Below are 15789 nucleotides of genomic sequence, written 5' to 3'. Positions count from 1 at the left end.
CGCATTCGCGGGAATGACGAGCAAAAGCAGAGGCTCGCAGCGACTACCCCGCTCAACGTAATACCTGCGTTCGACATGCCCCGCTCCACGAACAGCACCAAGCCCGCCTCCGCAAGCCCGGCCACGACGGACCTCACTTAGTAATGAACGCGACCGCCCTCCCCGCTTCATCCGGCGTCTCCGCCCGCGATCGCGCCGACGCGCGCAACGATCGATTCTTCCGTTACTTCGTCACCTCCACCGCCATTTTCGTGCTGGTCGCGCTGGCCGGCGCCGCGCTGTCGATGCTGTGGGGCGGCCGCGCCGTGCTTGAGTCGGAAGGGCTGAACTTCTTCACCTCCAGCGACTGGAACCCGGCCGCGGACAAGTACGGCGCGCTGGTGCCGATCTACGGCACCATCGTCACCGCGCTGATCGCGATGGTGATCGCCGTGCCGGTGAGCTTCGGCATCGCCTTCTTCCTGACCGAAGTCGCGCCGCGCTGGGCGCGCGGCCCGATCGGCACCGCGATCGAACTGCTCGCCGGCATTCCCTCGATCATCTACGGCATGTGGGGCTTTTTCGTGCTGATGCCGGTGATGCGCGAATACATCATTCCCTGGCTCATCGACAACGTCGGCCCATTGCCGGTGATCGGACGTCTGTTCCAAGGCCCGCCGATCGGCGTGGGCATGCTGACCTCCGGTCTGGTGCTGTCGATCATGATCATCCCGTTCATCTCCTCGGTGATGCGCGAAGTGTTCCTGACCGTGCCGACGCGGCTCAAGGAATCGGCTTACGCGCTGGGCTCGACCAAGTGGGAAGTCAGCTGGGACATCGTGCTGCCCTACACGCGTTCGGCGGTGATCGGCGGCGTGTTCCTCGGCCTGGGCCGCGCGCTCGGCGAGACCATGGCGGTAGCCTTCGTGATCGGCAACGCGGTGCAGTTCACCCCGTCGCTGATCGATCCGAGCACGACCATCGCCGCGCTGATCGCCAACGACTTCGGCGAAGCGTCGGAAACCTACCGCTCGGCGCTGGTGCTGCTCGGCTTCGTCTTGTTCATCGTCACCTTCGTGGTGCTGGCCGCGGCCCGCCTGATGTTGATGCAACTGTCCCGCAAGGAGGGCAACTGATGGCCGTCACCTTCGCTACCGACGCCCGCAGCAGGGCCGCCGACAAGCTGTATCGCCGCCGCCGCGTCGTCAACGCCATCGCCCTGACCCTGGCCTGCGTGGCCGCGCTGTTCGGCCTGTTGTTCCTGGGCTGGATCCTGTGGACGCTGCTGCTCAAGGGCGCCGGCGGGGTCAATCTGGCGTTGTTCACCCAGGACCAGCCGCCGCCGATGGAAGCCGGCGGCCTGCGCAACGCGATCTTCGGCAGCATCGTGATGTGCGCGATGGGCCTGCTGATCGGCACGCCGCTCGGCATCGCCGCGGGCACCTGGCTCGCCGAGTACGGCAACAAGCGCAAGTTCGGCACCGTGGTGCGCTTCGTCAACGACATCCTGCTGTCGGCGCCGTCGATCGTGCTCGGCTTGTTCGTCTACGCGGTGTTCATCGCCAAGCCGACGCCGGACACCAACGCGCTGCTCGGGTTCTCGGCGCTGTCGGGCGCGATCGCCCTGGCCTTCATCGTGCTGCCGGTGGTGGTGCGCACCACCGACGAAATGCTGCGCCTGGTGCCGAGCCAGATGCGCGAAGCCGCGCTGTCGCTGGGCGTGCCGCAATGGAAGGTGATCGTGCAGGTGCTGTACAAATCGGCCCTGCCCGGCATCGTCACCGGCGTGCTGCTGGCCTTGGCGCGAATTTCCGGCGAGACCGCGCCGCTGCTGTTCACCGCCTTCGGCAACTCGTTCTGGACGGTCGACGTCACCGGGCCGATGGCCGCGGTGTCGATCGTGATGTTCAACTTCGCCGGCAAGGGCTATGAGAACTGGGAACACATCGCCTGGGCCGGTGCCCTGGTCCTGACCGCGTTCGTGCTGCTGGTCAGCCTGGGCGCCCGCGCACTTCTGCTACGAAACAAAATCAGCCATGACTGACCTCTCCTCCGTGAATACCGAGCGAACCCCGGCCATGAAAGACGCCCGTCTCACCGTCGCAGCACCCGATCGCGACGCGGTCGTCGGCGCCAATCCGGTCAAGCTCGCCGCGCGCGGCCTGGACTTCTATTACGACAAGTTCCACGCGCTCAAGTCGATCGACCTGGAAATCCCGGAGAAGCAGGTGACCGCGCTGATCGGGCCGTCGGGTTGCGGCAAGTCCACGCTGCTGCGCATCTTCAACCGCATCTACGCGCTGTACCCCAAGCTGGAAGCGCGCGGCGAAGTGGTGCTGGACGGCGAGAACATCCTCGACCCGAGGTACCCGATGAACCGCCTGCGCAGCAAGGTCGGCATGGTGTTCCAAAAGCCGGTGCCGTTCCCGATGACCATCTTCGAGAACGTGGCCTACGGCATCCGCCACCACGAGAAGCTGTCGAAGTCGGAAATGAACGACCGCGTCGAGCACGCGCTGCGCCAGGGCGCGCTGTGGGACGAGGTCAAGGACAAGCTGGGCCAAAGCGCGCTGGGCCTGTCCGGCGGCCAGCAGCAGCGCTTGTGCATCGCCCGCGCGGTGGCGCTGAAGCCTTCGGTGCTGCTGCTCGACGAGCCGACCTCGGCGCTGGATCCGATCTCCACCAGCCGCATCGAGCAGTTGGTCGAAGAGCTCAAGAAGGACTACACGATCGCGATCGTGACCCACAACATGCAGTAGGCCGCGCGCGTATCGGATTTCACCGCCTTCATGTACCTGGGCGACCTGATCGAACACGGTCCGACCGAACAGATTTTCTCCAAGCCGACCAAGCAGCAGACCGAGGATTACATCACCGGTCGCTTTGGGTGAGGAGCCGCGTTTAGCCGGTGCCCTATCGGCACCGGCTGCGGCACCGAACGCCCGGCCATGGATGGCCGGGCCGGATCGTCCGAAGATGCGCTGTCCCGCCATGGACGGCAGCGTCGGCCCAGCAAGAAAACACGCGCGATATCTGGACCTACTTCCATGAGCAACCAAATGCACGACCATATCGTCAAGAGCTACGACGACGAGCAGCGCCGCCTGCTCGACGAAACCCTGCGCATGGGCGAGATGGCCGCGTCCCAGCTCGAGTCCGCGCTCGACGTGGTCCAGCGCCGCGACGACAAGGCCGCCGAGCGCATCATCGCCAACGATGAGGCGATCGACGCGCTGGAGCAGGAAATCAGCCACGACGTGATGAAGCTGGCGCTGCGCGGGCCGATGGCGCGCGATCTGCGCGAGATCCTCGCCGCCATCCGCATCGCCTCCGACATCGAACGCGTCGGCGACTACGCCGCCAACGTCGCCAAGCGCTCGACTGCGCTGAACCTGTCGCCGCCGCTGCCGCACGTGGCCGGTCTGCATGCCCTGGGCACGCTGGCGGTCAAGCAACTGCGCGACGTGCTCGCCGCCTATCGCAACAACGACATCGAGCTGGCCCAGCGGGTGCGCGAACGCGACGCGGAGATCGACACCGCCTACACCGGCCTGTTCCGCGAATTGCTGACCTACATGATGGAAGACGCGCGCAGCATCACCGCCTGCACCCATCTGCTGTTCATGGCCAAGAACATCGAGCGCGTCGGCGACCACGCCACAAACATCGCCGAGAACGTCTGGTTCCTGGTCAAGGGCGAGGAACTGCTGCCGCCGCGCGAGAAGCGCGACGACACCAACACCACCGGCTCGGTCTGACCAACCGATCGCGTCGATCGCTCCGGAGGATGTCCGCGCGGACCTTTCCTGCGCTGCACCGCAACAAAGAGGCCTGAGCGCGGACACCCGGTCCGCCTCGGGCCTCTTCGCTGTTCACGGCCGCGCTTTGGTCCACGCATCCCTTGCTACACAGGCCTGCAACCGTTTACAGACCGGTTCCTACAGACCCGCTTCGATGAACCCGTTCTAAACACGGCCGCCCCATCGCGCGATTCCGCGAATCCGATCGCTGCCCACCCCACTCTTGGTACATGTCCGCAACGACCTGCGGAGGTGTACTTTTAGAGAACTGGGAGGAGCCCCCGGAATGACGGCACTGATGGCTACCGCAGACTTGGCCGCGGCCCGCTCAGGCGATCCGGCCGCGCTGGAGCGAGTGTTGATCCATTCGCGCCAGAACCTGCGCCGTTACGCCGAATACCACTGCGTCATCAACGACGTCGAAGACGCGGTGCAGGAAAGCCTGATCACCGTCTCGCGCAAGCTGCGCGATCTGCGCGTGCTCGAATGCTTCGTTTCCTGGACCTTCCGCATCGTCAAGCGCGAGTGCAACCGGCTCAAGCGCGGCCGGCGCATGTTCAGCGGCGAGGCCATCACCGACGACATCATGCCGGTGGTCACCCCCGAACCTGCGGAATGGCGGCATGATGTGGCCGCCGCGCTGGAATCGCTGCCCACGCACTATCGCAACATCATCTTGTTGCGCGATCTTGAGGGCCTGAGCATCGCCGAGATCGGCGAGCGGCTGAGCATGACCCGCGAGGCGGTGAAGTCGCGCCTGCATCGGGCCCGCGCACTGGCCCGCGAATATCTCGACGCCTGAGTGCATCCGCGCCGCGATCGCGTCCGTATCACTCGCCGACCTTCCACCGGACCTAGCCCGAACTTCTGAGTTTCCGCGTTTCGATCCACCGCTCGCCCACGACATCGCCTGATCCCGCTGCGCCCGTTTCGCTTTTCGGTTTCAATGCACCACCCGACCCGGCGGCGCCGCATCGCGGACCGCCCACCCAACGGCGGCGACCCCGCCCTCATCGCCACACAGGAGTCACCCATGTCCATGCAAATCAAGAAGCCCCTCGCCCTCGCTCTCGGCGCCACCCTGATCGGCGGCCTGAGCCTGTCGGCTTCCGCATTCGCGATGAGCGACCTCTCGCAGGGCTACCTGCTCGGCGCCCAGACCGCTCCGCCGGCCGCCGAGAAGGCCGCCGACGCCAAGGCCGCCGCCGACACCGCCAAGCACGCCGAAGGCACCTGCGGCGCCGACAAGAAGGCGAAGGAAGGCAGCTGCGGCGCCGACAAGAAGAAGCACGCCGAGGGCAAGTGCGGCGAAGGCAAGTGCGGCGCCGACAAGAAGAAGGCCGGCGAAGGCAAATGCGGTGAAGGCAAGTGCGGCGCCGACAAGAAGGCCGGCGCCAAGGCCACCGACGCCAAGGCCAAGAAGGCCGGTGAAGGCAAGTGCGGCGAAGGCAAGTGCGGCGGTTCGGTCTGATCGCCCTGCACCACTGACGATGGACGGCATGCATCCCCTGTCACCGGATGCCGTCGGCCTCGGCCTGCGGCGGGCCCTGCTGGGCCCGCTGCAGTCCGCGCCGCACGCGCCCGGCGCGCAACGCGATTTCGATTTCCTCGAATGCGCGCCGGAAAACTGGATCGGCATCGGCGGCCGTTTCGGCGAGGCCCTGCGCGAGTTGTCGGCGCGTTATCCGCTGGTCTGCCACGGCCTGTCGCTGTCGCTGGGCGGCACCGCGCCGCTGGACGAAACTTTCCTGGCGCGCGTGCGCCGTTTCCTCGACGAACACCGCGTGGCCTGCTACAGCGAGCATCTGAGCTATTGCAGCGACGACGGGCATCTGTACGACCTGCTGCCGATTCCGTTCACCGAAGAAGCCGTGCGCCACGTCGCCGCGCGCATCCGCCGCACTCAGGACATCGTCGGCCGCCGCATCGCGGTGGAAAACGCGTCCTACTACGCCGCACCGCATCAGGAAATGAGCGAGATCGAATTCACCCGCGCCATCCTGGCCGAGGCCGACTGCGATCTGCTGCTCGACGTCAACAACGTCTATGTGAACTCGATCAACCATCGCTACGAAGCGCGCGAATTCATCCGCGCGATGCCGCATGAGCGCATCGCCTATATCCACGTCGCCGGCCATTACGACGAAGCCGACGACCTGAAGGTCGACACCCACGGCGCACCGGTCAAGAACGAAGTCTGGACCTTGCTGGGCGACGCCTACCGCATGTTCGGCGCGCGAGCGACCCTGCTCGAACGCGACTTCAATTTCCCGCCCTACCAGGAACTGGTGGACGAGCTGGACACCGTGCGCCAGGTACTGCGCGAATCCGCTGCCGCGCCCCAACGCGACGCCGCGCGCCGCAGCCAACACGGCTGATCCATGAACGACGCGCCCTCGCGCCTGCGCGCGCAACAGTTCGAACTCACCCGCCATCTGCGCGATCCCAACGCCAGTCCGGCGCCCGCGGGCATCGAAGACCGGCGGCTGGGGATTTATCGCGACCTGTTGTTCAACAACATCGAAGGCCTGCTGTCGGGCAATTTCCCGGTCATCAGTCGATTGCTCGGCGAAGAACGCTGGCAGCGGTTGGTGCGCGATTTCTACCGCGATTACCGCTGCCACACGCCGCTGTTCGCCGAGATCGCGCGCGAGTTCCTGCGTTATCTGCAAGAACTCGAAAACCTGGATCCGCCGTTCCTGGCCGAGCTGGCGCATTACGAATGGGTCGAGCTGGCGCTGCAGCTCAGCGACGCGCACACGCCGTCCGACGATGCCACCATCGGCGATACCGACTTGCTCGACCACGCACCGCGGCTCTCGCCGCTGGCCTGGCCGCTGGCCTATGCCTGGCCGGTGCATCGCCTGGGCCCGGACTACCAACCCGACCAACCGCCGCCGGCGCCGACCCTGGTGCTGTTGCGTCGCGAGACCGGCGGGGAGGTGCGCTTCTCCGAACTCAGCCCGCTGGCGTACCGGCTGGTCGAACGCATAGGCGAATCGCCGCAGTTGTCGGCCCGCGAACAACTGCAGGCGCTGGCGCGCGAAGCCGGCAGCGACGATATCGCCGGTTTCCTCGATCTCGGCCTTGGCCTTCTGCGGCAGATGCGCGCCAGCGGCGTGATCTTTTTTTCGCGCGAGGCGAATCCTTCGGCCTGATCGCGATCTCTTAGTGAGGGAAGGCGCCGGCATTTCCGGCGCTCATCCGTTACGGAGCGCGTCATGAGGATGTCCCTGTTTCCATTGTGCAGTGCCGTGCGCGATCGCCTAGACGGCGTCGGCGCCTGGCTCGCGCCGCTCGGCCTGCGCGTGGCGCTGGCTTGGGAGTTCTACGAATCCGGGCGCGTAAAGCTGTTCGGCGAAAACTGGTTCGGCGCGGTGATGGCGAACTTCCCGTTCCCGTTCGACCGCGTTCCCACCGACCTGAGCTGGGGCCTTGCGACCTGGTTCGAATTGCTCGGCGGCATCGCCCTGCTGCTGGGCCTGGCCACCCGCTTGGTCACCGCGTCGCTGTTCGTGCTGACCGTGGTCGCGATCGCCGCGGTGCATTGGCCGCAGGATTGGATGGGGTTGAGCCAGCTCGCCCAGGGCTATGCGATCACCGACCAGGGCGCCGGCAACTACAAACTGCCGCTGCTGTTCCTGGTGATGTTGTGGCCGCTGATCCTGCGCGGCGCCGGTCGCCTGAGCCTGGACGCGGTACTGGCGCGCGCGATCGCCGTGCCGGCGGCCGCGGCGCGCAACGATCTGCTCGGCTGGGGTCTGGTCCTGCTGCCGTTCGGCGGGGTCGTGGCGATGCTGCTGCCGGCGCCGGGCCTGACCCTGGCCGGGCTCGGCGCGGCGGCGTTGCTGGCGTCGCGAACGCGGACCCGCCGCGCAGCTCACGCAACCAACCCGTCCATGACGACATAAGTCCGACCTCCCGCAGGAGCGTTGCAAGCCGCGACAACCGCAGCCGGCTGCGCGCGCCCTCGGAATGCGCAGCGGCGCCAGACAACGCCGCTTCGCTTCGTTGTGCGGTACGCGGCCTTCGAGCCAAGCCTCAGCGACAACCTGCTAGGCTTTCGCGATGATCGAATCCGGCCCCCATCCGACCGCGACCGCCACCTCGGCGCCCCTGCCCACCACCCTCGCCAACCGGTTCCGCGGCTATCTGCCGGTGGTGGTGGACGTGGAAACCGGCGGTTTCGACTGGAACAAGCACGCGCTGCTGGAGATCGCGGTGCAGCCGCTGGAGTTGGACGCCGACGGCCGCATCGTGCCCGGCGAAATCGCCAGCGCCCACGTCGTGCCGGCGGCCGGCACCCTGATCGACCCCAAATCGCTGGAAATCACCGGCATCGACATCGACCATCCGTTCCGCGACGCCAAGCCCGAGCGGCAGGCGCTGGAAGCGGTGTTCACGCCGGTGCGCGAGGCGGTCAAGCGGCACGGCTGCCAGCGCGCAATCCTGGTCGGCCACAACGCCCATTTCGATCTCAACTTCCTCAACGCCGCGGTCGCGCGCAGCGGCCACAAGCGCAATCCGTTCCATCCCTTCAGCGTGTTCGACACGGTGACGCTGGCAGGCGTGGCGTATGGCCAGACCGTACTGGCGCGCGCGGTCCAGGCCGCGGGGTTGGACTGGAACGCGCACGAAGCGCATTCGGCGGTGTACGACACCCAGCGCACCGCGGAGCTGTTCTGCAAGATCGTCAACGCGTGGCCGCGCGGCTGATCCGCGCGGCGATCGTTTGACCGGCCTGCACAAGGAAAGCCGCATGCCTGCCGCCCAGCCAGCGTATCGGTGGATTCCCGGCCACGGCCCGGACCCGGCCGCACTGCGGCGTCTGCGCGAATCCGCGCCGCTGCCGCGCAAGCCGATGGGCGAGGCCTGGTTCATGGGCGGCGAACGCCTGATGTACACCGGGCTGTTGCAACCCGATCCGCAGAGCTGGTCCAAGCGCGAGCTGGAAAATGCGCTGGAAGCCTTGACCTCCGGGCCGCGCTGTTTCGACCACAGCGACGAATGGAGCGAATGGTTCGACTACCTGCTGCCGCGGGTACTGGAACGAACCGACGATCAACACAGCTTCGAACTGCTGGTTACCGCGGTGTTCGTGCATTGTCTGGATCCGGTCCTGCCCGGGCGCACGCCGCAGTTCCGTCGCGACCTGCTCGATACGCTGGGCCGCAGGCTGATGGCGCCTTCATGCTGGAATCCCGCGCAGGCCGACGGCCTGTTGCGGCCGATCGCAAGCGGCTTCTACAAGATCAATCCGGGCGGCGCGATCTCGGCGGCCTGCTGTCTGGTGTTGCGCTATCTGGACGCCGCCCTGATCGATGGCTGGATCGAATCGGTGCTGGCCATCGACGACGCGTCATGGCGCTGCGCGTTCGTGGTGTGGCTCGCCGGCGCCGCCGTCGTGGTGCACGACGGCGCGCAACCCGAAAGCATGGGCAACCCGCCTCATCTGGAAATCGGCTGGAACGGTCATTGGCTGCTCGACGGCAGCATCCCCTCGCGCAATCTCGACCGGGACGCGCCGCAGTTCGCGTTCTTCGGGCCCACGCAACGCCAGGCCTTGCTCGCCTCGCTCAAGCGCCGGCTCGATCTGGCCACGCTGCTGCGCTGGGGCGAGGCACTGACCGGCATGTCGATTGCAGAATGCGACCGCGCCACGACCCTGTGGCAGTACGACGATGCCGTGCTGATCGTGCTCGAACGCTACGACCTGGCTTGAGCCTGGCCGCTGCAACGGCCGGCTTGTTTCACCGCCGCAACATCCTCGTCTGTCCTGCCCGGCAGAGCGCCCTCGTTGAATGGACATCGAGCGGCATCGCGCCGCCGACCATGGACCGGAGGACAGGATGTTCGCTTTCGACGACGAACAGTTTCTAGACGGCTACCGCCGCCGCTTCGGCCCGCTGAACGATCAGCTGGCGCAAGCGCTGCGCTTTCTGATCGGCCGCATCGAGCAGGACGCGAGCTTCAATCTCGACCCGGTGCACCGCAACCAGATCGCCTATTGCCTGGCGACGTTCAAATGGGAAACCGCGCATACCCTGCGCCCTATCGACGAGTTCGGCGACGACGCACGCTTCAACCGTCTGTACGGGCCGGACACGCGGGTCGGCAAGATGCTCGGCAACACCAGGCCCGGCGACGGCGCGCGGTTCCACGGCCGCGGCTATGTGCAGCTGACCGGCCGCGCCAATTACGATCGCGCCGGCAAGATTCTCGGCATCGATCTGTTGAGCAAGCCCGACGACGCCAAGAAACCCGAGGTCGCCTATGCGATCGCGATGGAGGGCATGAAGAAAGGCTGGTTCACCAGCAAGAAGCTCGATCACTACTTCAAGCCCGGCCAGTTGCCCAACTACGAGGAAGCCCGGCGCATCATCAACGGCCAGGACAAGGCCCAGACCATCGCCGATATCGCGCGGCGGTTCGACGAGTTGCTGGCGAACGCTTTGGAATGATCGCGGCCTGCCAGGCTCAGACCGCTTCGCGCAAGGCCATGTGGATCAGCGGAAACGGCCGGCCCTGCCCGTCGGTCGGTGAACGGCCGATATCGACGAAACCGTAGTGGCGATAGAAACCGTGCGCTTTCGGATTGTGCTCGTTGACATCGACCGTCAACGCGCCGCGCAAGCCGCGCGCGTGGTCGAGCAAGCGCGTGCCGATGCCCTGCCCGCGCCGGCGCGGATCCAGGAACAGCATTTCCACGTGCGCGCCCGACAAACCGATGAAACCGGACGGGCCGCGTTCGGAGTCGTCGAACAGCCATATCTCGACCGCGTCCAGATAGACGTCGCGCACCTGCGGCAACAGTTCGCCGATATCGCTTTCGCTGAGAAAATCGTGGGTCGCGCGAACCGAGCGCAGCCAGATGTCCAGCAACGCGGGGTGATCGGCGGGAGTACGGGTGCGGATGCTCATTCATCGGTCCATGACGGCGACATTGCGATGCCGGTTGCAATGCAGTGGAACCGGCGCGATCGTCGACCGCGCCGGCTTCATCGCGGTCAGGCCGCCAGTTTCAGACCGATCAGGCCGGCGACGATCAACAGCACGCTGACGATGCGCATCGCATTGGCAGGCTCGTTGAACAACACGATGCCGAGGATGACCGTGCCGATCGCGCCGACGCCGACCCAGATCGCGTAGGCGGTGCCGACCGGCAGCGACTTCATCGCCAGGCCGAGCAGGCCGAGGCTGACGATCATCGCCGCGATGGTGCCGACCGACGGCCACAGTCTGGTGAAACCTTCGGTGTATTTCAGACCGATCGCCCAGCCCACTTCGAACAGGCCGGCAAGTATGAGTAAGATCCAAGGCATGACTGACTCCAGATTGACGATGGGGTCGTCCCCGGATGCGATTGAATCAGCGAGGTCGTCCCCGCCAGGTGATGCGTAGTTTCTCACGCGTCCCGCGCCGGTCGATGACCGGGATGTAACCCCCGCTTTATACGAGGCCACGGTCAGGCCAACTCGGGCAGAAACCGGGTATCCATCCAATAGCGCCCGGGCTTGCCGGGTTGGATCAGCACGGCGACGCGTTCGTCGAGATAGTCGCCGGGATCGAACCAGAGCGCGTCGCTGTGGAACAGATGGATCTTGCCGCTGGCCGGATCGCGCCACTGGGCGTGGATACGCCAGGGCGACCGGCCGTTGACTTCCACCGATCCGTCGCGCACTGCCTCGATCACCTCGGCTTGCACCGCAACGCCCGTCTTCTGCAGCGCGGCGGCGATGCGGCGACCGCGCAAGGTCGGCACGACGATGAACGCACCGATCAGCGCGAACACGCTGCCGATGCCGCCCACGATCAGTACCGCGAACCAGCGGTTGAGGAACGAATCGATCCTGGCGTCGTGCGGATCGCCCTGGCGATACAACACCGCCACCGTCTCGCCGGCCGCCTCGGCGCGAGGCCGCGAGCACACCCCGCCGACGAATTCGATCTGCTGCCCGTCGCCGTCGACGAAGCGCACGACCGGACAATAGGTGTCGCCGGAACGGGAACTGTCCGAATCGCCGCGACCGAGGGCATGGCCCATGACCACGCCCTGCGCGCGCAGCGCCTGACTCTGAAAGCGCTGCTGCACCATCGCGATGACGATCGCGCCGAGCAGCATCGCCACGCCGATGGCCGGGAACAGCCACAGCCAGTTCATGCCCGCGCCCAGCGACAGTTTCATCTCATCAGGCCGCGCCACGCTGACGCACCGCTTCGAACAAGGTGACCCCGGAGGCGACCGACACGTTCAGGCTCTCGACGCCGCCGGCCGCGTTGCCGCCCGGCATCGGAATCTTCACCAGCTGATCGCAGTTCTCGCGGGTCAGGCGGCGCAGACCGTCGGCTTCGCCGCCCAGGGCCAGGGCGACGTTGCCCCTTAGATCGATGGAGTACAACGAAGCATCGGCCTCGCCTGCCAAACCGTAGATCCATACACCTTGTTGTTGTAGATCGCGCATTGCGCGGGCCAGGTTGGTCACCGGGATCACCGGAATGCTGTCGGCGGCGCCGGCCGAGGTCTTGCGCACGGTCGCGTTGACCTGCACCGATTTGTCCTTGGGGATGATCACCGCGGTCGCGTTGGCGGCCGCGGCGCTGCGCAGGCAGGCGCCGAGGTTGTGCGGGTCCTGCACGCCGTCGAGGATCAGGATCAGCGCCTTGCCCTCGGCCGCCTCAATCAGGCCTTCGAGCTCGTTCTCGTTCCAGGTCTTGGCCGCCGCGTAGCGCGCGACCACGCCCTGATGGCGCAGATTGCCGACCACGCCTTCCAGCGCATTGGTCGCGACCCGGCGCACGTCGATGTCGGCGCGGCGCGCGGCGGTTTCGATCTCGGTCAGGCGCGGGTTCTTGGCGCCGGCTTCGATCAGCACCTCACGCACGTTGGCGGCGTCGTGCTCGATCGCGGCAGAGACGGCATTGATGCCGGCGATCCATTGTTTCTGGCTCATGGGAGATCCGTGGGGCATGGAGCCCAACGAGGGGCCTGGGGCGGGAATTCTAAGCCAAGCCGCGTCCGCGGGCCCGTTTCCCTGTAGGAGCGGCGCAAGCCGCGACCGCGCCAACAGGACTACGCCGAAGCCTTCGACGAGGCTCGGACCACGCGGCCGCGGCTCGCGCCGCTCCTGCACGGGGTTGCCACGGCGGCGCGGGCGGCCTTCAGTACTTCTGCTTAGGCCGCTTGGCCGGCTGCCCGCGCGGCGGCAGCGGCTTGGCGCCGCGCTCCTCGACCAGACGGAAGTCGATCTTGCGATCCTCGACGCTGGCCTTGAGCACCACGATGGCAACCCGGTCGCCGAGCCGGAACTCGCGCCCGGTGCGCTCGCCCTTGAGGGTTTTGCGGATCGGGTCGAAGTGGTAGTAATCGTGCGGCAACTGGGTCACGTGAACCAGGCCGTTGACCTTGGATTCGTCGAGTTCGATGAACAAGCCGAAGCTGGTCACGCCGCTGATGGTGCCCTCGAACTCGCCACCGACGTGCTGCTCCATCCATGCGGCGCGGTAGCGCTCGTCGACCTCACGCTCGGCCTCGTCGGCGCGGCGCTCGCGTTCGGAGCATTGCAGCGCCAGCGCCGCCATTTGCCGCGGCGAGTATTCGTACGCGCTCGACTTGGCGCCGCTGAGGGCGTGCTTGATCGCACGATGCACCAGCAAATCCGGATACCGCCGGATCGGCGAGGTGAAGTGCGCGTAAGCCTCCAGCGCCAGACCGAAATGGCCGACGTTCTCCGGCGCGTATACCGCCAGGCTCTGGCTGCGCAGCAACACCGATTCGATCAGCGCCGAATCGGGGCGCTCGCGGATTTTCTTCAGCAAGGCGGTGAAATCGCGCGGTTCGACCTGGTTCCAGGCCGGCATGCGCAATTTGAATTCCTTGAGGAATTCCTGCAGATCGGCGTACTTCTGTTCCGGCGGGCGGTCGTGGATGCGGAACGGCGCGGGCACCTGCTGGGCGATCAGGAACTTGGCCGCCTCCACGTTGGCCGCGATCATGCATTCCTCGATCAGCTTGTGCGCATCGTTGCGCTGGAGCATGCCGGCCTGGGTCACTTCGCCGTTGCTGCCCAGCACGAAGCGCACTTCGCTGGATTCGAACTCGATCGCGCCGCGCTTCTGCCGCGCCTTCAGCAGCACCTGGAACAACTGGTGCAATCGCTCGATATGCGGCAGCAACGAACCGATCTGCGCGCGCGCCTCGCTTTGTTGTTCCTCCGGAACGTCGCCGACCGCGTTCCACACTTGCGTGTAGGTCAGCCGCGCTTGCGAGTTCATCACCGCTTCGTAGAACTTCGATTCGCTGACCTGGCCTTCGCGATCGACCTGCATATCGCAAACGAAGCACAGCCGGTCGACCTTCGCGTTCAGCGAGCAAATGCCGTTGGACAAGGTCTCCGGCAGCATCGGCACGACGAAGCCGGGGAAATACACCGAGGTCGCGCGCTTGGTCGCTTCCTCGTCCAGCGGCGTGCCGGGACGGACGTAATGGGAAACATCGGCGATCGCCACCACCAGGCGGAAACCGTCGCGGTTGTTCTCGCAATACACCGCGTCGTCGAAATCCTTCGCGTCCTCGCCGTCGATGGTGACCAGCGGCAATCGACGCAGGTCCACGCGTTGCGCGGACACCGACTCGGGCACGGTCAGCGGCACCGCCGCGGCTTCATCGAGGGTTTCCTGCGGGAATACATTAGGAATTTCGTGGCCGTGGATCGCCGCTTGCACCGCCAGCGAGGCGGTGAGCTTGTCGCCGAGCACCGCCAGCACGCGGCCGATCGGCGGGCGCTTGGGATCGGGCGCCTGGACCAGCTCGCAGACCACCAGTTGGCCGTTGTGCGCGTCCATCCGCGCGTCCGGCGGGATCTGCACGTTGCGCTGGATGCGGCGATCGTCGGGCACCACGTAGCTGATGCCCTGCTCCAGGGTGAAGCGTCCGATCAGGCGGTTGAGCCGGCGTTCGAGCACTTCCACGATCGCGCCTTCGCGGCGGCCGCGTCGGTCCACGCCGGTGACGCTGACCAGCACGCGATCGCCGTGCATGGCCTTGCGCATCTCGAACGGCGGCAGGAACAGGTCGTCGCCGCCGGCCTCCGGGCGCAGGAAGCCGAAGCCGTCGGGATTGGCGATCACCACCCCGGGAATCAGGTCCATCTGCGCGGCCGGAGCGAAATCGCCCTTGCGGTTACGGATCAGCTGGCCGTCGCGGATCATCGCGCCCAGGCGCTTGCCCAGCGCGTCGGCGCGGTCGGGATCGGTGAGCTTGAGTTGCTCGGCCAAGGTCTCGGCCGACATCGGGCCGTCCGCGGCGGCCAGGGTCTGAAGAATCATTTCGCGGCTGGCGATGGGCTGCTCGTAGCGCGAGGCTTCGCGGTCGGCGTAGGGGTCGTGATAAGGCGCTGCCGGAGCGCGGGGGCCGGGCGCGGGGCCGTCGGCGGATTTCTTGCGCGGGCCCTTGCCCGGTGCGCCGTGTTGCAGGTTCTCCGGCAGCCAGGGTGGGCGCGCCGAGGCGGCCTTGCGGCCGTTTTTCTTGCTGGAGGCCGGGCCGGCGCCGGTGGGGGACGAGGTCTTGCTGCTGCCGGGCTTACCGGTCTTCGTACTTTTCGTTTTTTTGGTCATGGCCTGCATGGTCTCACATCGCCATGAACGCGGCGTCGCAGCCGCGGCCGCCTGGAGGGCCGTCCGGCCCGGCGCAGCCGCCGGATGGGGCCAGACGGGCGTTTGAACATGGCATGCGGCGGCACCGTTGCGCGCCGTTGCGCGCGTGTGTGCGCAGATAACCGACTAATCGGTCCACTTTATGGGCGTTTTGAACTCGATCCGCCGATCGGAGGCTGCCGCCGCCATCACGCTTTCCGCCCCGACCGCGATGATCCCAAAGGCCGGACGCCACGGAGGCCACGGCCGGTTGAAGGCCGTGTTACGGCGGAATCGGGGCTTCGCGGGTTTTGCCGTTGATCCGAAACCCCTATTCTTCCTATTGCAGGTTATATGGCCAGGCCAGTAACCTCTGAAA

Annotated in this window: 16 protein-coding genes and 1 pseudogene; 12 read left to right on the top strand and 5 right to left on the bottom strand. The window is 66.4% G+C overall.

Annotated features, from left to right (window positions below; all coding sequences use genetic code 11):
• Positions 1-143: 143 nt before the first annotated feature.
• From pstC to ACTOWJ_RS17280, 12 genes and pseudogenes are all read left to right on the top strand, one after another.
• The gene (gene pstC / locus ACTOWJ_RS17335; RefSeq protein ID WP_441335874.1) at positions 144-1115 is read left to right on the top strand and encodes a phosphate ABC transporter permease subunit PstC; all 972 of its coding nucleotides are present in this window, start codon (positions 144-146) and stop codon (positions 1113-1115) included.
• Complete coding sequence (gene pstA / locus ACTOWJ_RS17330; RefSeq protein ID WP_441335873.1) at positions 1115-2023, top strand: phosphate ABC transporter permease PstA; 909 nt, start codon at positions 1115-1117, stop codon at positions 2021-2023. The genes pstC and pstA overlap by 1 nt, the downstream gene beginning before the upstream one ends.
• Positions 2024-2114: 91 nt before the next feature.
• Positions 2115-2870 (top strand): annotated as a pseudogene (gene pstB, locus ACTOWJ_RS17325) (phosphate ABC transporter ATP-binding protein PstB); the annotation flags it as partial.
• A gap of 156 nt (positions 2871-3026) precedes the next feature.
• The gene (phoU, locus tag ACTOWJ_RS17320) at positions 3027-3737 is read left to right on the top strand and encodes a phosphate signaling complex protein PhoU (protein ID WP_441335872.1); all 711 of its coding nucleotides are present in this window, start codon (positions 3027-3029) and stop codon (positions 3735-3737) included.
• 340 nt (positions 3738-4077) lie between these two features.
• A complete protein-coding gene (locus ACTOWJ_RS17315; RefSeq protein WP_441335871.1) occupies positions 4078-4581 on the top strand; it encodes an RNA polymerase sigma factor in 504 nt (167 codons plus the stop codon).
• A 231-nt stretch (positions 4582-4812) separates the two neighbouring features.
• Positions 4813-5250 (top strand): HvfA family oxazolone/thioamide-modified RiPP metallophore, encoded by a 438-nt coding sequence (locus ACTOWJ_RS17310; RefSeq protein WP_441335870.1) that lies wholly within the window; start codon positions 4813-4815, stop codon positions 5248-5250.
• Between the two features lie 28 nt (positions 5251-5278).
• The gene (locus ACTOWJ_RS17305; RefSeq protein ID WP_441335869.1) at positions 5279-6157 is read left to right on the top strand and encodes an HvfB family MNIO-type RiPP peptide maturase; all 879 of its coding nucleotides are present in this window, start codon (positions 5279-5281) and stop codon (positions 6155-6157) included.
• A gap of 3 nt (positions 6158-6160) precedes the next feature.
• The gene (locus tag ACTOWJ_RS17300) at positions 6161-6937 is read left to right on the top strand and encodes an HvfC family RiPP maturation protein (RefSeq protein WP_441335868.1); all 777 of its coding nucleotides are present in this window, start codon (positions 6161-6163) and stop codon (positions 6935-6937) included.
• A 63-nt stretch (positions 6938-7000) separates the two neighbouring features.
• Positions 7001-7690, top strand: coding sequence for an HvfX family Cu-binding RiPP maturation protein (locus ACTOWJ_RS17295; protein WP_441335867.1), 690 nt, complete (start codon positions 7001-7003; stop codon positions 7688-7690).
• A gap of 157 nt (positions 7691-7847) precedes the next feature.
• Positions 7848-8495 (top strand): ribonuclease T, encoded by a 648-nt coding sequence (gene rnt, locus ACTOWJ_RS17290; RefSeq protein WP_441335866.1) that lies wholly within the window; start codon positions 7848-7850, stop codon positions 8493-8495.
• Between the two features lie 43 nt (positions 8496-8538).
• Positions 8539-9501, top strand: a complete 963-nt coding sequence (locus ACTOWJ_RS17285; protein ID WP_441335865.1) for a hypothetical protein — start codon at positions 8539-8541, stop codon at positions 9499-9501.
• Between the two features lie 127 nt (positions 9502-9628).
• Positions 9629-10240, top strand: coding sequence for a glycoside hydrolase family 19 protein (locus tag ACTOWJ_RS17280; protein WP_441335864.1), 612 nt, complete (start codon positions 9629-9631; stop codon positions 10238-10240).
• A gap of 16 nt (positions 10241-10256) precedes the next feature.
• Here ACTOWJ_RS17280 and ACTOWJ_RS17275 read toward each other — a convergent pair whose 3' ends face one another.
• The 5 genes from ACTOWJ_RS17275 to rnr form a co-directional block, all read right to left on the bottom strand.
• Positions 10257-10700, bottom strand: coding sequence for an acetyltransferase (locus ACTOWJ_RS17275; RefSeq protein ID WP_441335863.1), 444 nt, complete (start codon positions 10698-10700; stop codon positions 10257-10259).
• Positions 10701-10786: 86 nt separating this feature from the next.
• Positions 10787-11101: a quaternary ammonium compound efflux SMR transporter SugE gene (sugE, locus tag ACTOWJ_RS17270; RefSeq protein ID WP_441335862.1), complete on the bottom strand. Its 315-nt coding sequence runs from the start codon at positions 11099-11101 to the stop codon at positions 10787-10789.
• 143 nt (positions 11102-11244) lie between these two features.
• Entirely contained in the window at positions 11245-11964 is a 720-nt protein-coding gene (locus ACTOWJ_RS17265; RefSeq protein ID WP_441335861.1) for a DUF3592 domain-containing protein, read from the bottom strand.
• Positions 11965-11968: 4 nt separating this feature from the next.
• The gene (gene rlmB / locus ACTOWJ_RS17260) at positions 11969-12730 is read right to left on the bottom strand and encodes a 23S rRNA (guanosine(2251)-2'-O)-methyltransferase RlmB (protein ID WP_441335860.1); all 762 of its coding nucleotides are present in this window, start codon (positions 12728-12730) and stop codon (positions 11969-11971) included.
• 208 nt (positions 12731-12938) lie between these two features.
• Entirely contained in the window at positions 12939-15392 is a 2454-nt protein-coding gene (gene rnr, locus ACTOWJ_RS17255) for a ribonuclease R (protein ID WP_441335859.1), read from the bottom strand.
• Positions 15393-15789: the final 397 nt, after the last annotated feature.

Origin of the sequence: Lysobacter sp. CA199, assembly GCF_052078715.1 — a bacterium.
Taxonomy (GTDB): domain Bacteria; phylum Pseudomonadota; class Gammaproteobacteria; order Xanthomonadales; family Xanthomonadaceae; genus Lysobacter.
Note: the sequence above shows the minus strand (reverse complement) of the source record. Positions and strands in the feature narration are given on the sequence as shown.